Here is an 18121-nt window from a genome sequence, read left to right as displayed (position 1 = left end):
CGCGCCTCCCGTCCGTCAGGTGGTGGCGCTGGTCAGACGCCGGCCGTGGAACGGATCCACGAGGACGACTGCGACAGGAGCGCGTAGTTCGAGCCGGCCGTCGTGTCCGCGCCGGGGTCGGCGCTGTCACCGGTCGAGCAGACGGCGACCACCTTGCCGTTCACCAGGAGCGGGCCGCCGGAGTCGCCGTGGTTCGAGGCGCCGGTCACGCCCGTGACGTGCTGCGCCTTGCCGCTGTAGGCGTCACGCGAGGCGCCGGTCAGCGAGACCGTCGCCTGGTAGAGCCCGTCGGACTGCTGCGCGTTCGCCCGCAGGCCGTAGCCCTGGATGACGCCGGTGCCGCTCGACTTGGCGGCGGCCGTCAGGTCGAGGGGTGCGTAGGTCGACAGGGAGTAGGTGCTGCGCAGGTGCACGAGGGCGATGTCCCCGGCCGGGGCCGCGGTGACCCGGTCGACGGCGACGGCGGAGCCGCGGTTCGTCGTGGAGTTCGAGTGGTAGACGTTCATCGCCCCGATGCCGTCGATGCAGTGCCGCGCGGTGAGGATCCACGAGGCGTTGATCTGCTCGCCGGTGCAGTTGCTGACGTAGCCGGACGGGATGGTCCCGCCGGAGGCCTCGAGCTGGACGGCCCAGGTCGTGGTGGGCGCCTTCTCGCCGCCGACGACCTCGGTCCCGGCGGGCAGCGCCGTGGCGGGTGTGGCGGCGAACACGCCGCCGGCGACGACGGCCACGGCGGCGAGCGCCGCTGCGAGGGTGTGCTTCATGTGGACTCCTCGGTCAGGACCCTGCTGCGTTGCAGGGTGCAACTAGGAGGCCCATCCTGACCCCCGTCCAGGGGGTGCGGTAGTCCGCACTTCGACCGACACGTGCCGGCCGACGGCGCTGCCTATGCTGTGACCGTGTCCGACTCCGCCGTCCCCGCCGCCGTCGCCGCTCCACGCCGTCCGGTGGTCGCGATCGCCGGACTCGCGATCGAGACCTCGACCTTCACGCCGACCCGGACGGACGCCGCGGCGTTCCACCCGGTCCGCGGGCAGGACATCGTCGACCGGTCCCCGTTCCTCGCGGCGTACGCGGACGTGGTCGACCTGCGCGGGACCCTGACCGGGCACGCGCTCCCCGGCGGAGTGGTCCTGCGCTCGGCGTACGAGGCGCTCGCGGGCGAGATCGTCGACCGGCTGACGTCGGTGGTCGCGGACGGCCCGGTCGACGGACTCTGGTTCGACATCCACGGCGCGATGGTGGTCGAGGGCCTGGACGACGCCGAGACGGACCTGCTCGGGCGCATCCGCGCGGTCGTCGGGCCGGACGCGATCGTGTCGGCGTCGATGGACCTGCACGGCAACGTCACCGCGGAGCTCGCGCACCAGCTCGACCTCGTCACCTGCTACCGGACCGCCCCGCACGAGGACGTCGTCGAGACCCAGGAGCGCGCCGTCCGCAACCTGGTCGACGTGCTCACGACCCGGCCGCCCGGGCAGCGGCGCCCGGTGAAGGCGTGGGTGCCGATCCCCGTGCTGCTCGCCGGCGAGCAGACCTCGACCCGGGTCGACCCGGCTGCGGCGCTGTACGCGCGGGTCCCCGAGGTCGAGGCGTCCGAGGGGGTCCTCGACGCCGCGGTGTGGGTCGGGTACGCGTGGGCCGACCAGCCGCGGGACCGTGCGGTGACGGTCGTGACGGGGTGGGACCGGGACGCGGTCGTCGCCGGGGCCGAGCAGCTGGCGCGGGCGTTCTGGGACGCGCGCGAGGACTTCGGGTTCGTCGCGCCGACCGGCACCTTCGCGGCCTGCCTCGACGCGGCACTCGCCCCGGGAGCACCGCGGCCGTACTTCGTCTCGGACTCGGGCGACAACCCGACCGCCGGCGGATCGGGCGACATGACGTGGGGGCTGACCGAGGTCCTCGCGCGCCCCGCCTTCCGGGACCCGGACGGTCCCGTGCTCGTCTACGCGAGCGTCCCGGGACCGGCCGCCGTCGACACCGCGGTGGCCGCAGGCGTCGGTGCGACCGTCACGGTGACGGCCGGGGCGGCGGTGGACGACGAGCACGCAGGACCGGTGACGATGACGGGACGGGTGCACGCGATCCGGCACGGCGACCGGGACGCGGACACCGAGGTCGTGCTGCAGGTCGGCAGCGTGTACGCGATCCTGACCCGGCTGCGGAAGCCGTACCACCACGAGCACGACTTCACGGACCTCGACCTGTCGCCCCGTGACGCTGACGTCGTCGTCGTGAAGATCGGCTACCTCGAGCCCGAGCTGTTCGACATGGCCGCCGGCTGGATGCTCGCGCTGACCCCTGGTGGGGTCGACCAGGACCTCCTCCGGCTGGGCCACCACCGCGTCGAGCGGCCGCTGTTCCCCTTCGACCGGGACTTCCCGTCACCGCCGGACCTGCACGCCCGGATCGTACCGCCGTCCGACGAGCCGCTCGGGACCCTGGCGTGAGCGCCGGAGGCGCCGGGATCGGCAGGGACGCCGGAGGCGCCGGGGTCGCGCTCGAGGTGGCGGTCACGTCGCCCGCCGGTGCGGTCGTCGCGCGGGACGCCGGTGCCGACCGGGTCGAGCTCTGCTCCGGACTCGAGCTCGGTGGGCTCACACCGTCGCAGGCGCTGGTCGAGATGACCCACGAGACCGGCATCCCCGCGCACGCCCTGGTCCGGTGCCGTCCCGGCGGGTTCGTGCTCGACGCCACCGAGGTCGAGCTCACCGAGCGTGAGGTCCGCACGGTCCTGCGCTCCGGAGCGGCCGGCGTCGTCGTCGGTGCCCTGCGCCCGGACCGGACCCTCGACGAGGACGCCCTCCGCCGCTTCGTGGAAGCGGCCCGCTCGGTCTCCGCGCACGCCGAGGTCACCCTGCACCGTGCGGTCGACCACGCTGCCGACCCCGTCGCGGCCGCCGCCCGCCTGGCCGACCTCGGGTTCACGCGGGTGCTCACCTCCGGCGGGGCGGCGAGCGCCGTGGCGGGCGCGGGCACGATCGCCCGCATGGTGGCGGCGGCGGGGCCGGTGCAGGTGATGGCCGGAGCGGGGGTGACGCCCGCGGACGTCCCGGCGCTCGTCGCCACCGGGGTCGCGGCCGTGCACCTGTCGGCGAAGCGGCCCGCTGGTGACGGGCACGCCGGGGTCCCGATGGGCGCCGGTGACCGGGGCGACGGGCACTTCGTGACCGACGGCGCGGTGGTGGCGGCGGCGCGGGCGGCGCTCGGCGGCTGAACCGGGCGCGCTCAGCCGAGCGTGACGACGCGGTCCGCCGCCGCGACGGCGACCGGGTCGTGTGCGGCGTGCACGACGACCGCGCCGCGGGAGGCCTCCTCGGCGAGCGCTGCCACGACGAGCGAGGCGGAGGCCGCATCCACGCCGGCCGTCGGCTCGTCCACGAGCAGCACCGGCGCGCGCTGGGCGAGCCCGAGCGCCACGAGCGTCCGCTGCCGCTGGCCCCCGCTCAGCTCGTCGAGCGACCGGTCCGCCAGGTCGGGGATCTGCATCCGGTCGAGCTGTGCGTCCACCACGTCCCGGTCGTGCCGGCCGAGCGGTCGCCACCAGGGCTTCCCGCGCCAGCGCCCCATCGCGACGGTCGCGCGGACGGTCAGCGGCAGGGCGCTCGGTGGCACCGCCTGCACGACGTAGGCGACCCCGTCCCCCGGTCGCGAGACGGCGCCGGTCGCGGGCGCGACCACACCGGCGAGCGCGTCGAGCAGCGTCGACTTGCCCGAGCCGTTCGGTCCGGTGAGCGCCGTGACGGCACCGGCGGGGAACGTCGCGTCGACGCGGTCGAGCACCGTGCGGTGGCCGCGGTGGACGGTCAGCGCGGCGACCCGCACGGCGGGGTCGGTGGTGGTCGGTGGCACCTGAGCACGCTATCAGTATCGATAGTCATTTTCATGTAGCGTCTCGGCCGTGACCTGGCTGACCGACCCGTTCTCCGTCGACTTCATGGTGCGCGCCCTCGTCGGCGGCGCCCTGGCCGCGGTGCTCTGCGCGGTCGTCGGCACGTGGGTTTTGGTCCGCGGGATGGCGTTCCTCGGCGAGGCACTCGCCCACGGGATGCTGCCGGGCGTCGCGGTCGCGGCCCTCACGGGTGTCCCGGCCGTCCTGGGTGCCGCGGCGAGCGCGGGCGTGATGGTCCTCGGGGTCGGGGCGCTCCGACGTCGCGCGCGGCTGTCGTACGACACCTCGATCGGACTGCTCTTCGTCGGGATGCTCGCCCTCGGGGTGATCATCGTCTCGTCCTCGCGGTCCTTCGCGACCGACGTCACCGCGATCCTGTTCGGTGACGTCCTGGCGGTCACCCCCGCGGACCTCGTCGGGCTCGCGGTCGCCGCCGCCGTCGCGCTCCTGCTCGCGACCGTGTTCCACCGCGCCTTCACCGCCGCCGCCCTCGACCAACGCACGGCCACGACGCTCGGACTGCGGCCGCGCCTGGCCGAGGTCGTGCTCGTCGCCCTCGTCACGCTCGCGGTCGTCGCGTCCTACCGGGCGGTCGGCACGCTCCTCGTCGTCGGGCTGCTGCTCGCGCCGGCGGCGGCGGCTCGCGCGTGGACGCGGCACGTCGCCTCGACGATGGTGCTCGCCGCCGCCCTGGGGTCCGCGGCGGTCACGGTCGGCCTGCTCGTGTCGTGGCACCTCGGCACCGCGGCCGGCGCCACCACCGCGTTCGCCGCGGTCGCCGGGGTCGCACTGTCCCGCACCCTCGCCGCACTCGCGGCCCACGGCCGTCGACGGCGGTCCACACCCGCCACCCGACCCGAACCCGGTCCCGTCCAGCGGACCACACCGACCCCAGCACCACGAGAGGGAGCATGAACCCGACCGCCCGACGTACCCCGCGCCTCCTGGCCGCGGCCGTCGCAACCATACTGACCACCGGACTCGCCCTGTCGGCGACCGCCTGCACGACCGGCGGGCCCACCGCCCGGTCCGACGAACCGTCGAGGGACCGCTCGTCCACGGCGAGGCCGCACGGCTGGGTCGCGGGGGCGAGCGAGGCGCAGGAGCCGCAGCTGCGACTGCTCGCCGTGTCCGCGTCCGGCACGACGACGCTCCACGACCTGCTCGACGGTGCCGCCACGTCCCTCGACGCGGTCGACGCCCCGGCGCACTCGGCGACCGACGGACGCTTCCTCGTGACGAGCGACGCCGACCGGACCACGATCACCGACGGTGGCGCGTGGACGGTCGACCACGGCGACCACACGCACTACTACACGGCCGATCCGCGGGTCGTGGGCGTCCTCGACGGCGGCGGACCGGTCGCGGTCCACTCGTCGGAGACCGTCACCACGATCAGCTGGCCGGAGCGCCGGCAGGCCGTCGTGCTCGACCGCGCCGCACTCGGCCAGGGCGACGTCGACGTCACCGCACGGCTGGACGCCGCCGTCCTGCTCCCGTTCGGCGACGGCCTGGTCGCCGCCACCGATGCCGGGGTCCGGCTCCTCGACGTGGACGGCGAGCCCGTCGGCCCCGCGACGCCGTGCGCGGAGCCCGCGGGCGGCACGGTGACCCGCGCGGCGGCCGCAGTCGGGTGCGCGGACAGTGCGGTGCTCGTCGCCGAGGACGGGACGGCCACCGTGGTCCCGCTCCCCGACGGCGCTGAGCGACCGACGTCCTTCGCGGCACGGGGCGGGCGCCCGACCGTCGCCGTGACCGCCGGGGACCGCGGTGCGTGGTTGCTCGACACCCGCGAGGGGAGCTGGCGCCTCGTCGAGACCGAGCGACCGCTCCGGACGGTCGTCGCGGTCGACGACCAGGAGGAACACGTCGTCGGGGTCGACGACCTCGGGCGGGTCGTCGTCCTGACGGTCGCGACCGGCGCGGTGGCGACGACCGGTCCGCTCCTCGACCCGGACGCCGAGCCGCTCCTGCAGCTCGACGCGCAGCGCGCCTACGTCGCGGACGACGCCGGGTCACGCGTGCACGAGGTGGACTTCGCGGACGGCGCCCGGGTGGCCCGGACGATCGACCTGCCCGCCGCCCCGGCCGCCCTCGCGGAGGTCGGGCTGTGACCCGCGGCGAGCGCGACGCCGAGCGCCGCGGAGTCGGACGCCGCGGCGGACGCTCGGTCACCGCCTTCCTGCTCGCCGCCCTCGTGCTGGGCGGCACCGCGGCGTGCACGACCGGGTCGTCGGACCGACCGACGGTAGCGGTGACGACGAACATCCTCGGGGACGTCGTGCACGAGGTGGTCGGCGACGCCGCCGACGTCCTCGTGCTCATGCCGCCCGGAGCGGACCCGCACTCGTTCGAGGTCTCCGCGCAGGACGCCGCCCGACTCCGCTCCGCGGACCTCGTCGTCGAGAACGGCCTCGGACTCGAGGAGGGCATCGCGCGGCACGTCGAGGCCGCAGCGACGGACGGCGTCCCGGTCTTCACCGCCGGCGATGCGGTCGACGCGCTCGAGTGGACCGCGGACGGCGACAGCGGACCGGACCCGCACCTGTGGACCGATCCCGTCCGGATGGCCGAGGTCGTGCAGGACCTGGACGGAGCGCTCCGCGACGTCGGCGTGGACCCGACCGGCACCGACGCCTACCTGGACGAGCTCGCCGCGCTCGACGCCGAGATGGCCGCCGCCTTCGCCCGCATCCCGGACGACCGGCGCGCCCTGGTCACGAACCACCACGTCTTCGGGTACCTGGCCGATCGGTACCGGTTCCGGGTGGTCGGCGCCGTCATCCCGAGCGGCACCACGCTCGCGTCCCCGAGCGCGGCGGACCTGCGCGACCTCGCCGAGGCGATCGAGGACGCGGGCGTCCCGACGATCTTCGCCGACCTGTCGCAGCCCGAGCGGCTCGCCGAGGTCCTGGCGGACGAGGTCGACGTGCACGTCGAGATCCGCTCGCTCGCGACGGAGTCGCTGACGCCGGACGGCGCGGCCTCGACGTACCTCGGCATGATGCGTGCGAACACGGCGTCGATCACGGCCGGGCTGTCGGTTCGTAATTGAGAATGAGAATCAGTACAGTGTGCCCTATGACCCCTCGAACCGCCCTCGTGCCGGCGACCCTGCTCGGCGCGACCGCCCTCCTGCTCACCGGCTGCACCGCCGCTCCGAGCGGCGCCGACCGCGCCGACGACCGCCCTGACACCACCGCTCCCGACGGGGCGCGCATCGTCGTGACCTACGACGGCGGGCTCCTGACCCTCGACCAGGACCTGCGGGTCGTCGCCGACGACCCGATCGACGGCTTCACCCGCGTCAACCCGGCCGGGGACGGCCGGCACGTGCTCGTCACCGTCCCGTCCGGTTTCCGCGTGCTCGACACGGCTGCTGATCCGGCCCTGACCGACGCGGTGTTCCCCGCCGACACCGGTGGCCACGCGGTCGTGCACGGCGACACGACCGCGCTCTTCGCGGACGGGACGGGCGACGTCACGGTCTTCGAGCACGACGACCTCGACGGCGACCGGCTCCCCGAGACCCGCACCACCACGTCCGAGGCCGCGCACCACGGCGTCGCGATCCAGCTCGAGGACGGCACGCTCCTGACCACCGTCGGGACCGAGGCGTCGCGCTCCGGCGTGCGGGCGCTCGACGAGGACGGCACCGAGACCGCGCGCTCCGAGGCCTGCCCGAACGTGCACGGCGAGGGGGCCGTCGAGGACGAGGTCGCCGTCTTCGGGTGCACCGACGGCGCGCTCGTGTTCCGCGACGGCACCTTCACGAAGATCGACGCCCCGACGACGTACGGCCGCACCGGGAACCTCTTCACGACGGAGTCGAGCCCCATCGCGGTCGGTGACTACAACGACGACCCGGACAGCGAGGGGTACCTGCTCGACCAGGTCGCCCTCATCGACACCGCGACCGACGAGTACCGCGTCGCCGACCTGCCCGAGGGCGTCGGCTTCACGTTCCGGGACCTCGCCCGTGGTCCCGGCGACGAGGCCCTCGTGCTCGGGTCGGACGGTGCCCTGCACACGATGGACGAGCAGACCGGCGAGCTCACGGCGTCGTACCCGGTGATCGACGCGTGGCAGGGTCCGGCCGAGTGGCAGGACGCGCACCCCGCGCTGAAGGTCGTCGGCGACGTCGCGTACGTCACCGACCCGGCGGAGCGGAAGGTGCACGCCGTGGACCTGGCGACCGGGGAGGTCCGCACGTCGAGCGACGTGCTGCCCGGTGTCCCGAACGAGATCGCGGTCGCGTAGCGCGGACGGTCACCACCCGACGGACGGGAGGCACGGGGCCGGCCGGCACCGTGCCTCCCGTCCGTCGGTGCACGGGACGGGCGGTCAGCGCCAGTCCGGCCGCGCGCTGCGGATGGCCGCGCGCGCCCGCGCGATCTGCCCCCGGACGGTGGATTCGGGCAGGCCGACTGCGTCGGCGACCTCCCGGTAGGACAGGCACCCGAGGTGCCGCAGTTCCCAGCAGCGGCGCTGCGCGTGCGGCAGTGCGCCGAGGAGGCGCTCGGCCGCCGACACCATCGCCGCGCGCTCGGCGACGGCGTCCGGGCAGTCGTCCGTCCGGGCGACCGCGTCCGCCTGCAGCTCGGCGCGACGGCGACGATCGGGGGCGCGCAGGCGGTCGTAGCTGCGTCGCCGGGCGGTCGTGGCGAGCCACCCCGCGATCGCGTCGCCCTCGACGAGGTCCGACATCCGCAGCCACGCGGTGAGGAAGGTCTCCTGCACCACGTCGTCCACCTCGGCCGTGCCGTCGAGGATCCGGCCGACGACGGTCCGGAGCATGCTCTCGTGCCGGCGGACGAGCGCGGCGAACGCCCGGTCGTCCCCGGTGGCGGCACGGGCGACGAGCGTCCCGGGCCCACCGGCCGACGGTGACGGCACGGACGGGCACGGGTGGTCGAGCGTGGAGGTCGTGGTCCGGGTGGGGTCCGGGAGCGTGGCGAGCATGGCGGGTGCCCTCTGATCGGCGGGGGTGGTTGCCGATGGTTCGGAGGGGACGACCGCCGGGGATGCTGCGACCGGTACCCCAGATCGCGGGGCAGGCGGCGTCAGTGCCGTCCGGGCAGCCGCAGGTCCCGCCACGTGAAGCCACCGCGCGGCGGGAGGGCCGCGCGGATGTGCTCGTCGTCGAACCGTGCCGTCGGGGCCAGGTCGGCGGGCAGGTCCTCCGTCGGCGGCGCGGCCTCGGTCACGCCCTCGGCGAGCATCCGGACCTGCGCCTTCGCCACGAGCGGCACCCGCATCGTCCACTCGGTCAGCTGGCCGAGCGCCCGGTGTGCCCAGACCGGCGCGGGGAACACCAGGACGCGGCGCCCCACGACGCGGGCGACCCGGCGGACGGCCTCGCTGAGCAGCAGGGCCTCACCACCCCGGACCGCGACGGTCCGGCGGGACAGCCGACCGTCGAGCGCCGCCACGACGACGTCCACGAGCTCCGTGACCGGGATCGGGCTGATCGTCCGCTCGTGGAACCCGACCGACGCGAAGAGCGGCACGGTCTGCACGGTGTGGCTGAGGTGGTCGACGAGGTGGTCCCCGTGCCCGTAGACCATCCCGGCCTTCAGCACGGTGTGGTCGAGGCCCGAGGAGCGGACGAGCTCCTCCGCCGCCCACTTCGTCTCGTGGTACGGCGAGCCGGTGCCCGGACGGGCGCGCAGGAAGCTCAGCAGGACGACGCGCTGCACCCCGGCCCGCCGGGCGGCCTCGAGCACGGCTGCGGTGCCGTCGACGTGCACGCGCTGGAAGGTCTGGTCGCCGATCTCGCGGTTGATGCCCGCGCAGTGCGCCACGGCCTCGACCCCGGCGAACGCCGCGGTCAGGGCATCGACGTCGTTGATCGGCACTCCGGTGCGCCGGGACACCACGACGACGTCCTCGGCCGGGTACCGCTCGGCGAGGTGTCGTCCGACGAACCCCGTCCCACCCGTGATCGCGATCCGCACCGGTCCTGCTCCCCCCGGGTGCACGCCTCGTGCCCCGCTGCGGACACTAGCGCGTCGCGGTCGCCGCCGGTCGCCACATCGACACGGGTCGCGCCGCGCCGAGGCCGGTGATCGGCGCCCCGTCCCCGAAGCCGTGCCGACGGTAGAGCCGGCGGTTCTGCGGCGTCGACGACTCCAGGTAGGCGTCCTCGCCCCGGCCGTCCACGCGGTCGAGGGCGTGCTCGAGCAGCAGCCCGCCGACGCCCCTGCCCCGGGCGACCGCCGCGACACCGATCTCGGCGAGGTACCAGTGCGGCGCCTCCGGACGGGCACGGTCCATCCGGCCGAGGTGGCGGACGGCGCGCAGGGCACCGCCGACCCCGAGCGCCCGCAGGAAGGCCGGGACCTGCCGGAGGAACGCGAGCGCTCCCCCGGCGTGCGGCCGCGGCGCCTGCCAGAAGGCGGCACCGACGACCCGGCCGTCCTCGACCGCCACGTCGAGCGAACGGGACGCCGCCGGGACGGACCGGACCAGCGCGGTGAACAGGTCGGTGAGGACGGCCACGCGGTCCTCGTCGGCGCGGGGCGGGCGAAACGCCCGGAGGACCGGGTCGTCGGCGAAGGCCTCGGCGAGGACGGCGGCGGCCGCCGGCACCTCGTGCTCGGCGGCGGGTCGGACGGTGATCGACACGGGGGCTCCCTCCAGATTCGGCCACTTGGCCGAATGCAGTCTCCCGAGCAGACCTGCACGTAGGCCGTACGCTGCCTGTGATGACCCCGGAACCCGCTCCGCGCGCCTACCGCAGCCGTGCCGAACGCCGCGACGAGCTGCTCGACGCGGCCGCCCTCGTGGTGCGGGACGGCGGGGTCGAGGCGCTCACCACCCGGGCGGTCGCGGAGCGCGCCGGTGTCGCACACGGGGTGGTGCACTACACCTTCGGGGCGCGGCAGCACCTGGTCCTCGCGCTGCTCGAGCGGCAGGCGCGGGACGTGCTCCCCCGCGTGCTGGCGGCGGCCGAGGAGCACGACGACCTGGCGGGAGCGCTCGAGGCCGGCGTCTCGGCGTACCTGGCGCTCGTGCGGGCCGAGCCGGAGCGGTTCCTGCTGCTCGAGTCGTTGAGCGGGACGGCGCTGGGCGGGGACGATGCGCTCGTCCGGGGAGAGCGTGCGCTCTGGCACGACGGCCTGGTCGCCGCGATCGAGCGGTGGACGGCTCGACACGGGGTCGCGCTCGCGGAGCCGGCCGCGGTCGTGGCGGACGCCGTGCTCGCGTTGGTCGACGGGCTCGGCCGAGCCGCGTGGAGCGATCCGGACGGATCGGCCACGGACCGCGCGCGGGCGCTCCTGGTGCGCGGCCTCGCGCACGCGCTGACGCGCTGACGCGCGGGGCGGGGCGCACGCTCGCGAGACGCCCCGGTCTGCACAGGACGCCGCCGGATCCGGGGGCGTCTCGGCGCGTCGGGGGCGTCTCGACGATCCGGGGTCGCGGACCGCGACCCCAGGACGGACTGGAGGCACGGTGCCAGCCGGCACCGTGCCTCCAGTCCGTCAGGGAGGTCGAGGGCGTCAGCCCTTGACCGGGATCGACTGCGCCTCGAGGGCCGCGATCGTCTTGGACTGTCCGCTCTTCAGCGCGTCCTCGAGCGTCCCCGAGCCGGAGGCCGCGGCACCGAAGCCGTCCGAGACGTCCGCGTAGGTCTGCGTCATCGTCGGGCCCCAGGTGAAGGGCTGGATGTCCTTCGCGGCCGAGGCGAACTCCTCGTAGATCTTCTGGTCGCCGTAGAAGGGCAGGCCCTGGGTGAGCGCCGGCAGGTCCGCACCGGTCGAGGACGCCGGGTACAGGTTGGCCTCCTTGTTCAGTGCGCTGAGCGCCTCGGTCGAGGTGTTCAGCCACACGAGGAACTTCGACGCCTCGGCAGGGTGCTTGCTGCCCGCGAAGACGACGTTCGACGAACCGCCCCACGCGGCGGACTTGCTCTCACCGGACTTCCACTGCGGCATCGGGGCGACGGCCCACTTGCCGGAGGTCGAGGGCGCACCGCTCGAGATGGTGTTCGCACCCCAGACGGCGGAGACCCAGGTCCAGTCCTGCCCGCTGTCGTACGCGGCGTTCCACTGGTCGGTGAAGCTCGGGACGGTGTTGACGAGCTTCTTGTCGATCAGGCCCTGCCAGTAGTCCGCGACCTTCTTCGACGCGCTGTCGGTCAGGTTCACGTCCCACTTGTCGCCGGAGTTCGAGAACCACTGGCCGCCGGCCTGCGAGACGAGCCCGGCGAACTGGTTGACGTCACCCTTGGCGAAGTTCGTGATGTTGCCGCCCTTGGCCTTGATCTCCTCGGCGGCCTTCGCGTACTCGTCCCACGTCTTCGGGACCGGGATGCCGGCCTGCTCGAACAGGTCCTTGCGGTAGTACAGCGCCATCGGGCCGGAGTCCTGCGGCACCGCGTAGACCGACTTCGACTCGCCGAAGGTCACCTGGTTCCAGAGGCCGTCGGAGAAGTCCTTCTTCGCGGCGCTGATGCCGGAGCAGGCGCCGATGTCCTCGAGGCCGCCCTGGACGCGGAAGGCCGGCAGGGTGTCGTACTCGACCTGACCGATGTCCGGCGCCTGCTTGGCCTTCAGCTGGTTGAAGAAGTTCTGGTACGTGCCGCTGTTGCCGTTCGCGACGATGGAGACCTTGACCTGGATGTCCGGGTTCTCCTTGTTCCAGATGTCCACGACCTTGTCCATGTTGGGCACCCAGGTCGTGAAGTCGAGGGTGACCTTGCCGCTCGACGGCTTGCAGCTCGCGGCGGCGGAGTCGGAGCCACCGCTGCCGGAGCCGGAGCCGCCGGTGCTGCAGCCGGCGAGGGCCACGGTCGCGGCGACCGCCACGGCGGCGACGCTGAGGAACTTCGTTGTCTTCATGCTGTTTCCGTTCGGATGTGGGTGAGGAGGAGGTGCTGGTCCGGGGTGTGAGCCGCGGTGGCTCGGGGCCGGGCTACTTCAGGCCGCCGGCGCCGAGGCCGGACCGCCAGAAGCGCTGCAGGGAGAGGAAGGCGACGAGCAGCGGGATGATCGAGACGAACGACCCGATGAGCACGAGGGTGCGCAGGTCCGGGTACTGGTTCACGCTCGAGTTCCACGTGTAGAGGCCGAGGGTTACGGGGAACAGCGACGAGTCGCGGAGCATCACGAGCGGCAGGAAGAAGTTGTTCCACACGGCGACGAACTGGAACAGGAAGATCGTCACGAGCGCGGGCGACATGAGCCGCACGGCCACGGTGAAGAACGTGCGGACCTCGCCGGAGCCGTCGATGCGCGCGGCCTCGATGATCTCGTCCGGGACGCTCGACGCCGCGAACAGCCGCGACAGGTACACGCCGAACGGGCTGACGATGCTCGGCAGGAACACCGACCAGAACGTGTCGGTCAGGTCGACCTGGCTGAAGATGAGGAACAGCGGCAGGGCCAGCGCGGTCGCCGGCACGAGGACGCCGCCGAGGAACACGTTGAACAGGGCCTCGCGACCGCGGAACCGGTACTTCGCCAGGGCGTACCCGCACATCGCGCTGAGCACCGTGCCGAGCAGGCCGGCGACCCCCGCGTAGGCGATGCTGTTGAGCAGCCAGCGCAGGTAGATGCCGTCCTGGCGGGTGAACAGCTCGACGAGGTTGCCGAAGAAGTCCTGGAACGAGGTCGCGCTGAACCACAGCGAGAACGTCGTGTTGAAGTTCGACGCCGTCTTGGTCGACGAGACGAAGAGCCAGAAGATCGGCAGCAGGAAGTAGACGGTGAAGACGCCCATCACGATCATCGCGGCGGAGCGCGAGATCACGCTCTCGCGCGGTCCGCGGGCTCCCGGCTCGTGCGGACGGGAGGCACGGTTCGGCTGCAGGGGTCGGCCTGCGTCCGCGACGAGGTCGCGTCGGGTGGGTGCGTTGACGGTCACTGGGCGGCCTTCCGCTGGGTCAGTCGGAGGAACCCGATCGACAGGACGAACGTGGCGAGGGCGAGGACGACCGAGAACGCGGCCGCGAGGTTGAAGTTCGGCACCGACGAGGTCGAGTAGACGAGCATGTTCGGCGTGAAGGTCGACGAGATCGTCGAGGTGAACTGCCGGAACACGGTCGGCTCGGTCAGGAGCTGCAGGGTGCCGATGACGGAGAACACGGCGGTGAGGATGATCGCCGGGACCACCATCGGGACCTTGATCGACAGCGCGATCCGCAGCTGCGACGCGCCGTCGAGCTTCGCCGCCTCGTAGATCTCGGTCGGGATCGCGAGGAGCGACGAGTAGATGATGAGCATGTTGTAGCCGACGTAGACCCAGGTCACGACGTTCGCGACGGCCCACAGGACGGTGCTCGCGGAGAGCAGGTCGACGTTCGACGTCAGGAACGAGAACGGCGACAGGTCGGGGGCGTAGAGGTAGCCCCACATGATCGCGGCGATGACGCCGGGGACCGCGTACGGCGCGAAGAACGCCAGGCGGAAGAACCGCTTGCCGTGCAGCAGCGGGGAGTCGAGCAGCAGCGCGAAGACGAGCGCGAGCCCGAGCATCACCGGGACCTGCACGATGCCGAACAGCAGCACGCGGAGGACGGAGCCCCAGAACTCGGTGGCCTGGAACACGAGCACGTACTGGCTCAGGCCGCCGAACACCTGCGTCGGGGCGCCGAACGTGCCCTGGCGCTCGATCTTCTGCAGCGACTCCCACACGGCGTACAGGATCGGTGCGAGGTAGAACGCGGCGAACAGCAGCGCGAACGGCAGGACGAAGAAGGCGATCGCGCGCCGGTAGCGCGTGCCGCCGGGGCGACGCCGGGGCGTGGTCGGCCGGGTCGTGCGGCGCGACTGGGCGGTGGTGGTCATGGGCGGGCTCCGTCGATGCGGTCGGTGCGGATGATCTGGGTGCCGCCGGCGGCGAGGACGGTGACGCCGTCGACGGGCCGGTCGGCGACGAGCTCGTGGCCCGCCACGGTGTGCGCGACCTCGCGGTCGGTGTGGTTGAGCAGGAAGACCCACTCGTGCGCGTCGTCACGGCGACGGACGACCTCGAGGCCCGGCTCGGCCACGGGGTCCGGGGCGACCCCGGCGGTCTCGAGGACCCGACGGAGCAGGGCCGCGCGGGCGCCGTCCTCGAGCACGGTGGAGACGTACCAGGCGTCGCCGGTGCCGACGGTGTTCCTGGTGACGGCCGGGCGTCCGGCGAGGGGCCCCTCGGCGTAGGTCGTGACCGCCTCGGCGCCGCGCAGCTCGACCGGCTCCGACCAGGTGTGCGCCCGGGTGCCGTCCGACAGCGCGAGGGTCTGGCCGGCGCCGAGCGGGCGGAACTCGTCGACGCGGATCCCGAGCAGGTCGCGGAAGGCGCCGGGGTACCCGCCGGTCCGGACCCGGTCGTCCTCGTCGACGATGCCGCTGAAGAACGTGACCACGGCCTGGCCGCCGCGGGCGACGTGGTCGGCGACGACCGCCGCGTGCTCGTCGCGGACCAGGTAGAGCTCCGGGACGACGACGACCGCGTACCCGTCGAGCGGGGCGCCGGGCGCGACCACGTCGACCGTGACGCCGAGGTCCCACAGCGCGGCGTGGAACGCGTGGACCTGTTCCAGGTACCGGAGCGCGGTGGTGGGGTGCGCCTCCAGGTCGGCGGCCCACTGGACCTCCCAGCTGAAGACGAGCGCGACGTCGGCGACGACACGGGAACCGCGGAGCTCGCCGAGGCGCTCGACGAGGGCGCCGAGTGCGACGACGTCGCGCCAGGTCTGCGACTCGGTGCCGGCGTGCGGCAGCAGCGCGGAGTGGAACTTCTCGCTGCCCTGCACGGAGGCGCGCCACTGGAAGAAGCAGACGCCGTCGGCACCGCGGGCGATGTGCGTCGCGGTGTCGCGGAGCATCTGGCCCGGGTCCTTCGCGACGTTGTGCGGCTGCCAGTTCACGGCGCCCGTCGAGTGCTCCATGAGCAGCCAAGGCGCCCCCTTGGCCAGACCGCGCGTGGTGTCGGCGGCGAACGCGAGCTCGGTGTGCGGGCGGGGCAGTCGGTGGTCGAGGTAGTGGTCGTTCGCGATGACGTCCATGTCGTCGGCCCACGTCCAGTAGTCGAGCGCGGTGATGTGCGCCGCGACCATGAAGTTCGTGGTGACGGGCTTGTCGCTCAGCTCGCGGAGCACCGCGGCCTCGGCCCGGTGGTGGTCGAGGAGCTCGTCGGACGAGAACCGGTCGAAGTCGAGCGTCTGGCCGGGATTCGTGAAGGAGAGCGTCGCGCGGGGCGGCAGGACCTGCTCCCACGCCGAGTAGCGCTGGCTCCAGAAGGCCGTGCCCCATGCGGTGTTGAGCGCTTCGAGCGTGCCGTACCGGTTCCGGAGCCAGCCGCGGAAGGCGTCGGCGGAGACGTCGCAGTAGCAGTGCGCGTTGTGGCAGCCGAGCTCGTTCGAGACGTGCCAGAGCTTGACCGCGGGGTGGTCGCCGTAGCGCTCGGCCGTGGCGCGGACCAGGGCCAGGGCGTGCTCGCGGTACACCGGGGAGCTCGGGCAGAACGCCTGGCGGCCGCCGGGCCAGCGGGTGGTGCCGTCGGCGACCACGGGCAGGACCTCGGGGTGGGCGGTGGTCAGCCACGGCGGGGTCGAGGCGGTCCCGGTACCGAGGTCGACGCCGATGCCCGCGCCGTGCAGCAGTTCGATGACGCGGTCGAGCGCGGTGAAGTCGTACTCGCCCCGGTGCGGCTCGACGTGCGACCAGCCGAAGATGTTGATCGCGACGAGGTTGACGCCGGCCTCGCGCATGAGCCGGACGTCCTCGACCCAGACCTCGGGGTCCCACTGCTCGGGGTTGTAGTCGCAGCCGAACGCGAGTCCGGTCGAGCCGAGCCCGAGCGCCGTGGTGGCTGGTGCCGGGAGGGTGGTGGTCACGGTGGTCCTCGCTGGTCGGGGCGGTCTGCCGTCCCGGTCGCGTGCGACCCCTTCGACGGCGAAGGCCACCCAGTGTTCTGGGAGCGCTCCCAGATGCCGCCGACCGATCGGGGGCGGAGGGTTCTGGGAGCGCTCCCAGAGTGAACACGCTTTCGCGGCCGGTGTCAACCCGGGGGGGGGTGCTCGCGCGAAGCGGGGGCGACTTCTCGGCCTCAGCGACACTTCACGGCCGCCCGGGACCGTGAAGTGTCGCTGGGCGCGTGAGGTCGCCACGGACGGGCAGCCGGCATCGCCACGATCACGGCACCGCGCGGCCCGGGCGGGCGGCCCCCGCGACCGGCCCCCGCACGGCCGCCGGATACGCTTGCGCCATGACCGACGTCCGTGCCGCACGCACCCGTGCGACGATCCAGGACGTCGCGGACGAGGCCGGCCTGTCCCGCGGCACCGTCTCCCGCGTCCTCAACGACGAGCCGTACGTCTCCGCCGAGGCCCGCGAGGCCGTCCAGGCAGCCGTCCGCCGCGTCGGCTACGTGCGGAGCGCTGCGGCCCGCAGCCTCGTCACCCGCCGCTCCGGCGCCGTTGCGCTCATCGTGCACGAGCCGAGCGTCCAGGTGCTCGACGACCCGAACATCGGCAACATCCTGATCGGCACGAACACGGTCCTGTCCGAGGCGGACCAGCAGCTCGTGACGATCATGGTCGACTCCGGCCGGGACAACGAGCGCGTGGTCCAGTACCTGCGCGGCGGGTTCGTGGACGGCGCGATCGTGCTCTCCGCCCGGGACGGCGACCCCGTCACCCGGGCCATCGAGGAGATCGGACTCCCGGCGTGCTTCGTCGGCCACCCGTCCGACGCCCCGAACACCTCGTACATCGCGATCGACAACCGCGCCGCCGCCGAGCAGATCACCCGACGCCTGGTCGAGACCGGTCGGCAGCGCATCGGCATGCTCGCGTCCGGACTCGACCGCGACTCGGGGCAGGACCGCCTCGAGGGCTTCACCGCCGCACTCGGCGACCGGTTCGACCCGTCGCTCGTGGCCAGGAACCCCCTGTTCAGCTACACCGCGGGCGTCGAGGGCATGCGGGAGCTGCTCGACCGCGCCCCCGACGTCGACGGGGTCTTCGCGGCGTCGGACGCGGTGGCCGCCGGGGCGATGGACGTCCTGCAGCGCGCCGGCCGATCGGTGCCGGGCGACGTCGGCGTGGTCGGCTTCGACGACAGTGCGTGGGCGCTCCGCTGCGACCCTCCGCTGTCGACCGTCCGGCAGCCGGCTCGCACCCTCGGCGAGCACGCGGCGCAGCAGGTCCTCGCGCAGATCGCCGGCACCGACGAGGGCCCGCACGGTCTGATCCTGCCGACCGAGGTGGTCTGGCGCGGGAGCGCGTAGCCACCCGCG

At 73.7% G+C, this 18121-nt stretch carries 17 protein-coding genes; 8 read left to right on the top strand and 9 right to left on the bottom strand.

The features are described 5' to 3' along the window. Positions 1-32: 32 nt before the first annotated feature. Positions 33-764 (bottom strand): trypsin-like serine protease, encoded by a 732-nt coding sequence (locus tag DEU32_RS11610; RefSeq protein ID WP_114850675.1) that lies wholly within the window; start codon positions 762-764, stop codon positions 33-35. Between the two features lie 135 nt (positions 765-899). Between DEU32_RS11610 and DEU32_RS11605 the strand changes: the two genes are divergently transcribed. Next, positions 900-2450: a M81 family metallopeptidase gene (locus tag DEU32_RS11605; RefSeq protein WP_114850756.1), complete on the top strand. Its 1551-nt coding sequence runs from the start codon at positions 900-902 to the stop codon at positions 2448-2450. After that, positions 2447-3217, top strand: a complete 771-nt coding sequence (locus tag DEU32_RS11600; RefSeq protein ID WP_229666916.1) for a copper homeostasis protein CutC — start codon at positions 2447-2449, stop codon at positions 3215-3217. The genes DEU32_RS11605 and DEU32_RS11600 overlap by 4 nt, the downstream gene beginning before the upstream one ends. 11 nt (positions 3218-3228) lie before the next feature. Here DEU32_RS11600 and DEU32_RS11595 read toward each other — a convergent pair whose 3' ends face one another. Further along, positions 3229-3852, bottom strand: coding sequence for a metal ABC transporter ATP-binding protein (locus DEU32_RS11595; protein ID WP_229666915.1), 624 nt, complete (start codon positions 3850-3852; stop codon positions 3229-3231). Between the two features lie 49 nt (positions 3853-3901). Between DEU32_RS11595 and aztB the strand changes: the two genes are divergently transcribed. From aztB to aztD, 4 genes are read left to right on the top strand one after another with little or no spacing between them, the layout of a single operon-like run. Then, positions 3902-4807, top strand: coding sequence for a zinc ABC transporter permease AztB (aztB, locus tag DEU32_RS11590; RefSeq protein ID WP_114850674.1), 906 nt, complete (start codon positions 3902-3904; stop codon positions 4805-4807). Further along, a complete protein-coding gene (locus DEU32_RS11585) occupies positions 4804-6006 on the top strand; it encodes an ABC transporter (protein WP_114850673.1) in 1203 nt (400 codons plus the stop codon). Before aztB ends, DEU32_RS11585 begins: the two co-directional genes overlap by 4 nt. Further along, positions 6003-6947 (top strand): metal ABC transporter substrate-binding protein, encoded by a 945-nt coding sequence (locus DEU32_RS11580; protein ID WP_258554857.1) that lies wholly within the window; start codon positions 6003-6005, stop codon positions 6945-6947. The genes DEU32_RS11585 and DEU32_RS11580 overlap by 4 nt, the downstream gene beginning before the upstream one ends. 26 nt (positions 6948-6973) lie before the next feature. Further along, a complete protein-coding gene (gene aztD, locus DEU32_RS11575) occupies positions 6974-8152 on the top strand; it encodes a zinc metallochaperone AztD (protein ID WP_114850672.1) in 1179 nt (392 codons plus the stop codon). Between the two features lie 84 nt (positions 8153-8236). Here aztD and DEU32_RS11570 read toward each other — a convergent pair whose 3' ends face one another. The 3 genes from DEU32_RS11570 to DEU32_RS11560 form a co-directional block, all read right to left on the bottom strand. Further along, entirely contained in the window at positions 8237-8854 is a 618-nt protein-coding gene (locus DEU32_RS11570) for an RNA polymerase sigma factor (RefSeq protein ID WP_114850671.1), read from the bottom strand. A gap of 101 nt (positions 8855-8955) precedes the next feature. Further along, entirely contained in the window at positions 8956-9849 is an 894-nt protein-coding gene (locus DEU32_RS11565) for an NAD-dependent epimerase/dehydratase family protein (protein ID WP_114850670.1), read from the bottom strand. Positions 9850-9895: 46 nt separating this feature from the next. Then, entirely contained in the window at positions 9896-10519 is a 624-nt protein-coding gene (locus tag DEU32_RS11560; RefSeq protein ID WP_258554856.1) for a GNAT family N-acetyltransferase, read from the bottom strand. Between the two features lie 80 nt (positions 10520-10599). Here DEU32_RS11560 and DEU32_RS11555 point away from each other — a divergent pair, with 80 nt between their 5' ends. Continuing rightward, positions 10600-11208: a TetR/AcrR family transcriptional regulator gene (locus DEU32_RS11555; protein ID WP_114850669.1), complete on the top strand. Its 609-nt coding sequence runs from the start codon at positions 10600-10602 to the stop codon at positions 11206-11208. Between the two features lie 186 nt (positions 11209-11394). Here the strand turns inward: DEU32_RS11555 and DEU32_RS11550 are convergent, their stop codons facing one another. The 4 genes from DEU32_RS11550 to DEU32_RS11535 form a co-directional block, all read right to left on the bottom strand. Beyond that, on the bottom strand, positions 11395-12735 hold the full coding sequence (locus tag DEU32_RS11550; RefSeq protein ID WP_114850668.1) for an ABC transporter substrate-binding protein: 1341 nt from the start codon (positions 12733-12735) through the stop codon (positions 11395-11397). A gap of 73 nt (positions 12736-12808) precedes the next feature. Next, a complete protein-coding gene (locus DEU32_RS11545; RefSeq protein WP_229666912.1) occupies positions 12809-13759 on the bottom strand; it encodes a carbohydrate ABC transporter permease in 951 nt (316 codons plus the stop codon). Continuing rightward, on the bottom strand, positions 13756-14682 hold the full coding sequence (locus DEU32_RS11540; protein ID WP_114850667.1) for a carbohydrate ABC transporter permease: 927 nt from the start codon (positions 14680-14682) through the stop codon (positions 13756-13758). Before DEU32_RS11540 ends, DEU32_RS11545 begins: the two co-directional genes overlap by 4 nt. Then, the gene (locus DEU32_RS11535) at positions 14679-16718 is read right to left on the bottom strand and encodes a beta-galactosidase (RefSeq protein WP_114850666.1); all 2040 of its coding nucleotides are present in this window, start codon (positions 16716-16718) and stop codon (positions 14679-14681) included. Before DEU32_RS11535 ends, DEU32_RS11540 begins: the two co-directional genes overlap by 4 nt. Before the next feature lie 371 nt (positions 16719-17089). Here DEU32_RS11535 and DEU32_RS11530 point away from each other — a divergent pair, with 371 nt between their 5' ends. After that, positions 17090-18112, top strand: a complete 1023-nt coding sequence (locus DEU32_RS11530) for a LacI family DNA-binding transcriptional regulator (RefSeq protein ID WP_114850665.1) — start codon at positions 17090-17092, stop codon at positions 18110-18112. Positions 18113-18121: the final 9 nt, after the last annotated feature.

Source organism: Curtobacterium sp. AG1037 (assembly GCF_003349855.1).
In the GTDB taxonomy this organism is placed as follows: domain Bacteria; phylum Actinomycetota; class Actinomycetes; order Actinomycetales; family Microbacteriaceae; genus Curtobacterium; species Curtobacterium citreum.
The sequence above is the reverse complement of the archived record's forward strand: the minus strand, read 5'-3'. Positions and strand labels throughout refer to the sequence as shown.

Bases quoted from the DNA above. Each gene is read 5' to 3' on its own strand.
- DEU32_RS11550 (WP_114850668.1), bottom strand. From the start codon at position 12,735: ATGAAGACAACGAAGTTCCTCAGCGTCGCCGCCGTGGCGGTCGCCGCG.
- DEU32_RS11570 (WP_114850671.1), bottom strand. From the start codon at position 8,854: ATGCTCGCCACGCTCCCGGACCCCACCCGGACCACGACCTCCACGCTC.
- DEU32_RS11610 (WP_114850675.1), bottom strand. From the start codon at position 764: ATGAAGCACACCCTCGCAGCGGCGCTCGCCGCCGTGGCCGTCGTCGCC.
- aztD (WP_114850672.1), top strand. From the start codon at position 6,974: ATGACCCCTCGAACCGCCCTCGTGCCGGCGACCCTGCTCGGCGCGACC.
- DEU32_RS11530 (WP_114850665.1), top strand. From the start codon at position 17,090: ATGACCGACGTCCGTGCCGCACGCACCCGTGCGACGATCCAGGACGTC.
- DEU32_RS11540 (WP_114850667.1), bottom strand. From the start codon at position 14,682: ATGACCACCACCGCCCAGTCGCGCCGCACGACCCGGCCGACCACGCCC.
- DEU32_RS11585 (WP_114850673.1), top strand. From the start codon at position 4,804: ATGAACCCGACCGCCCGACGTACCCCGCGCCTCCTGGCCGCGGCCGTC.
- DEU32_RS11555 (WP_114850669.1), top strand. From the start codon at position 10,600: ATGACCCCGGAACCCGCTCCGCGCGCCTACCGCAGCCGTGCCGAACGC.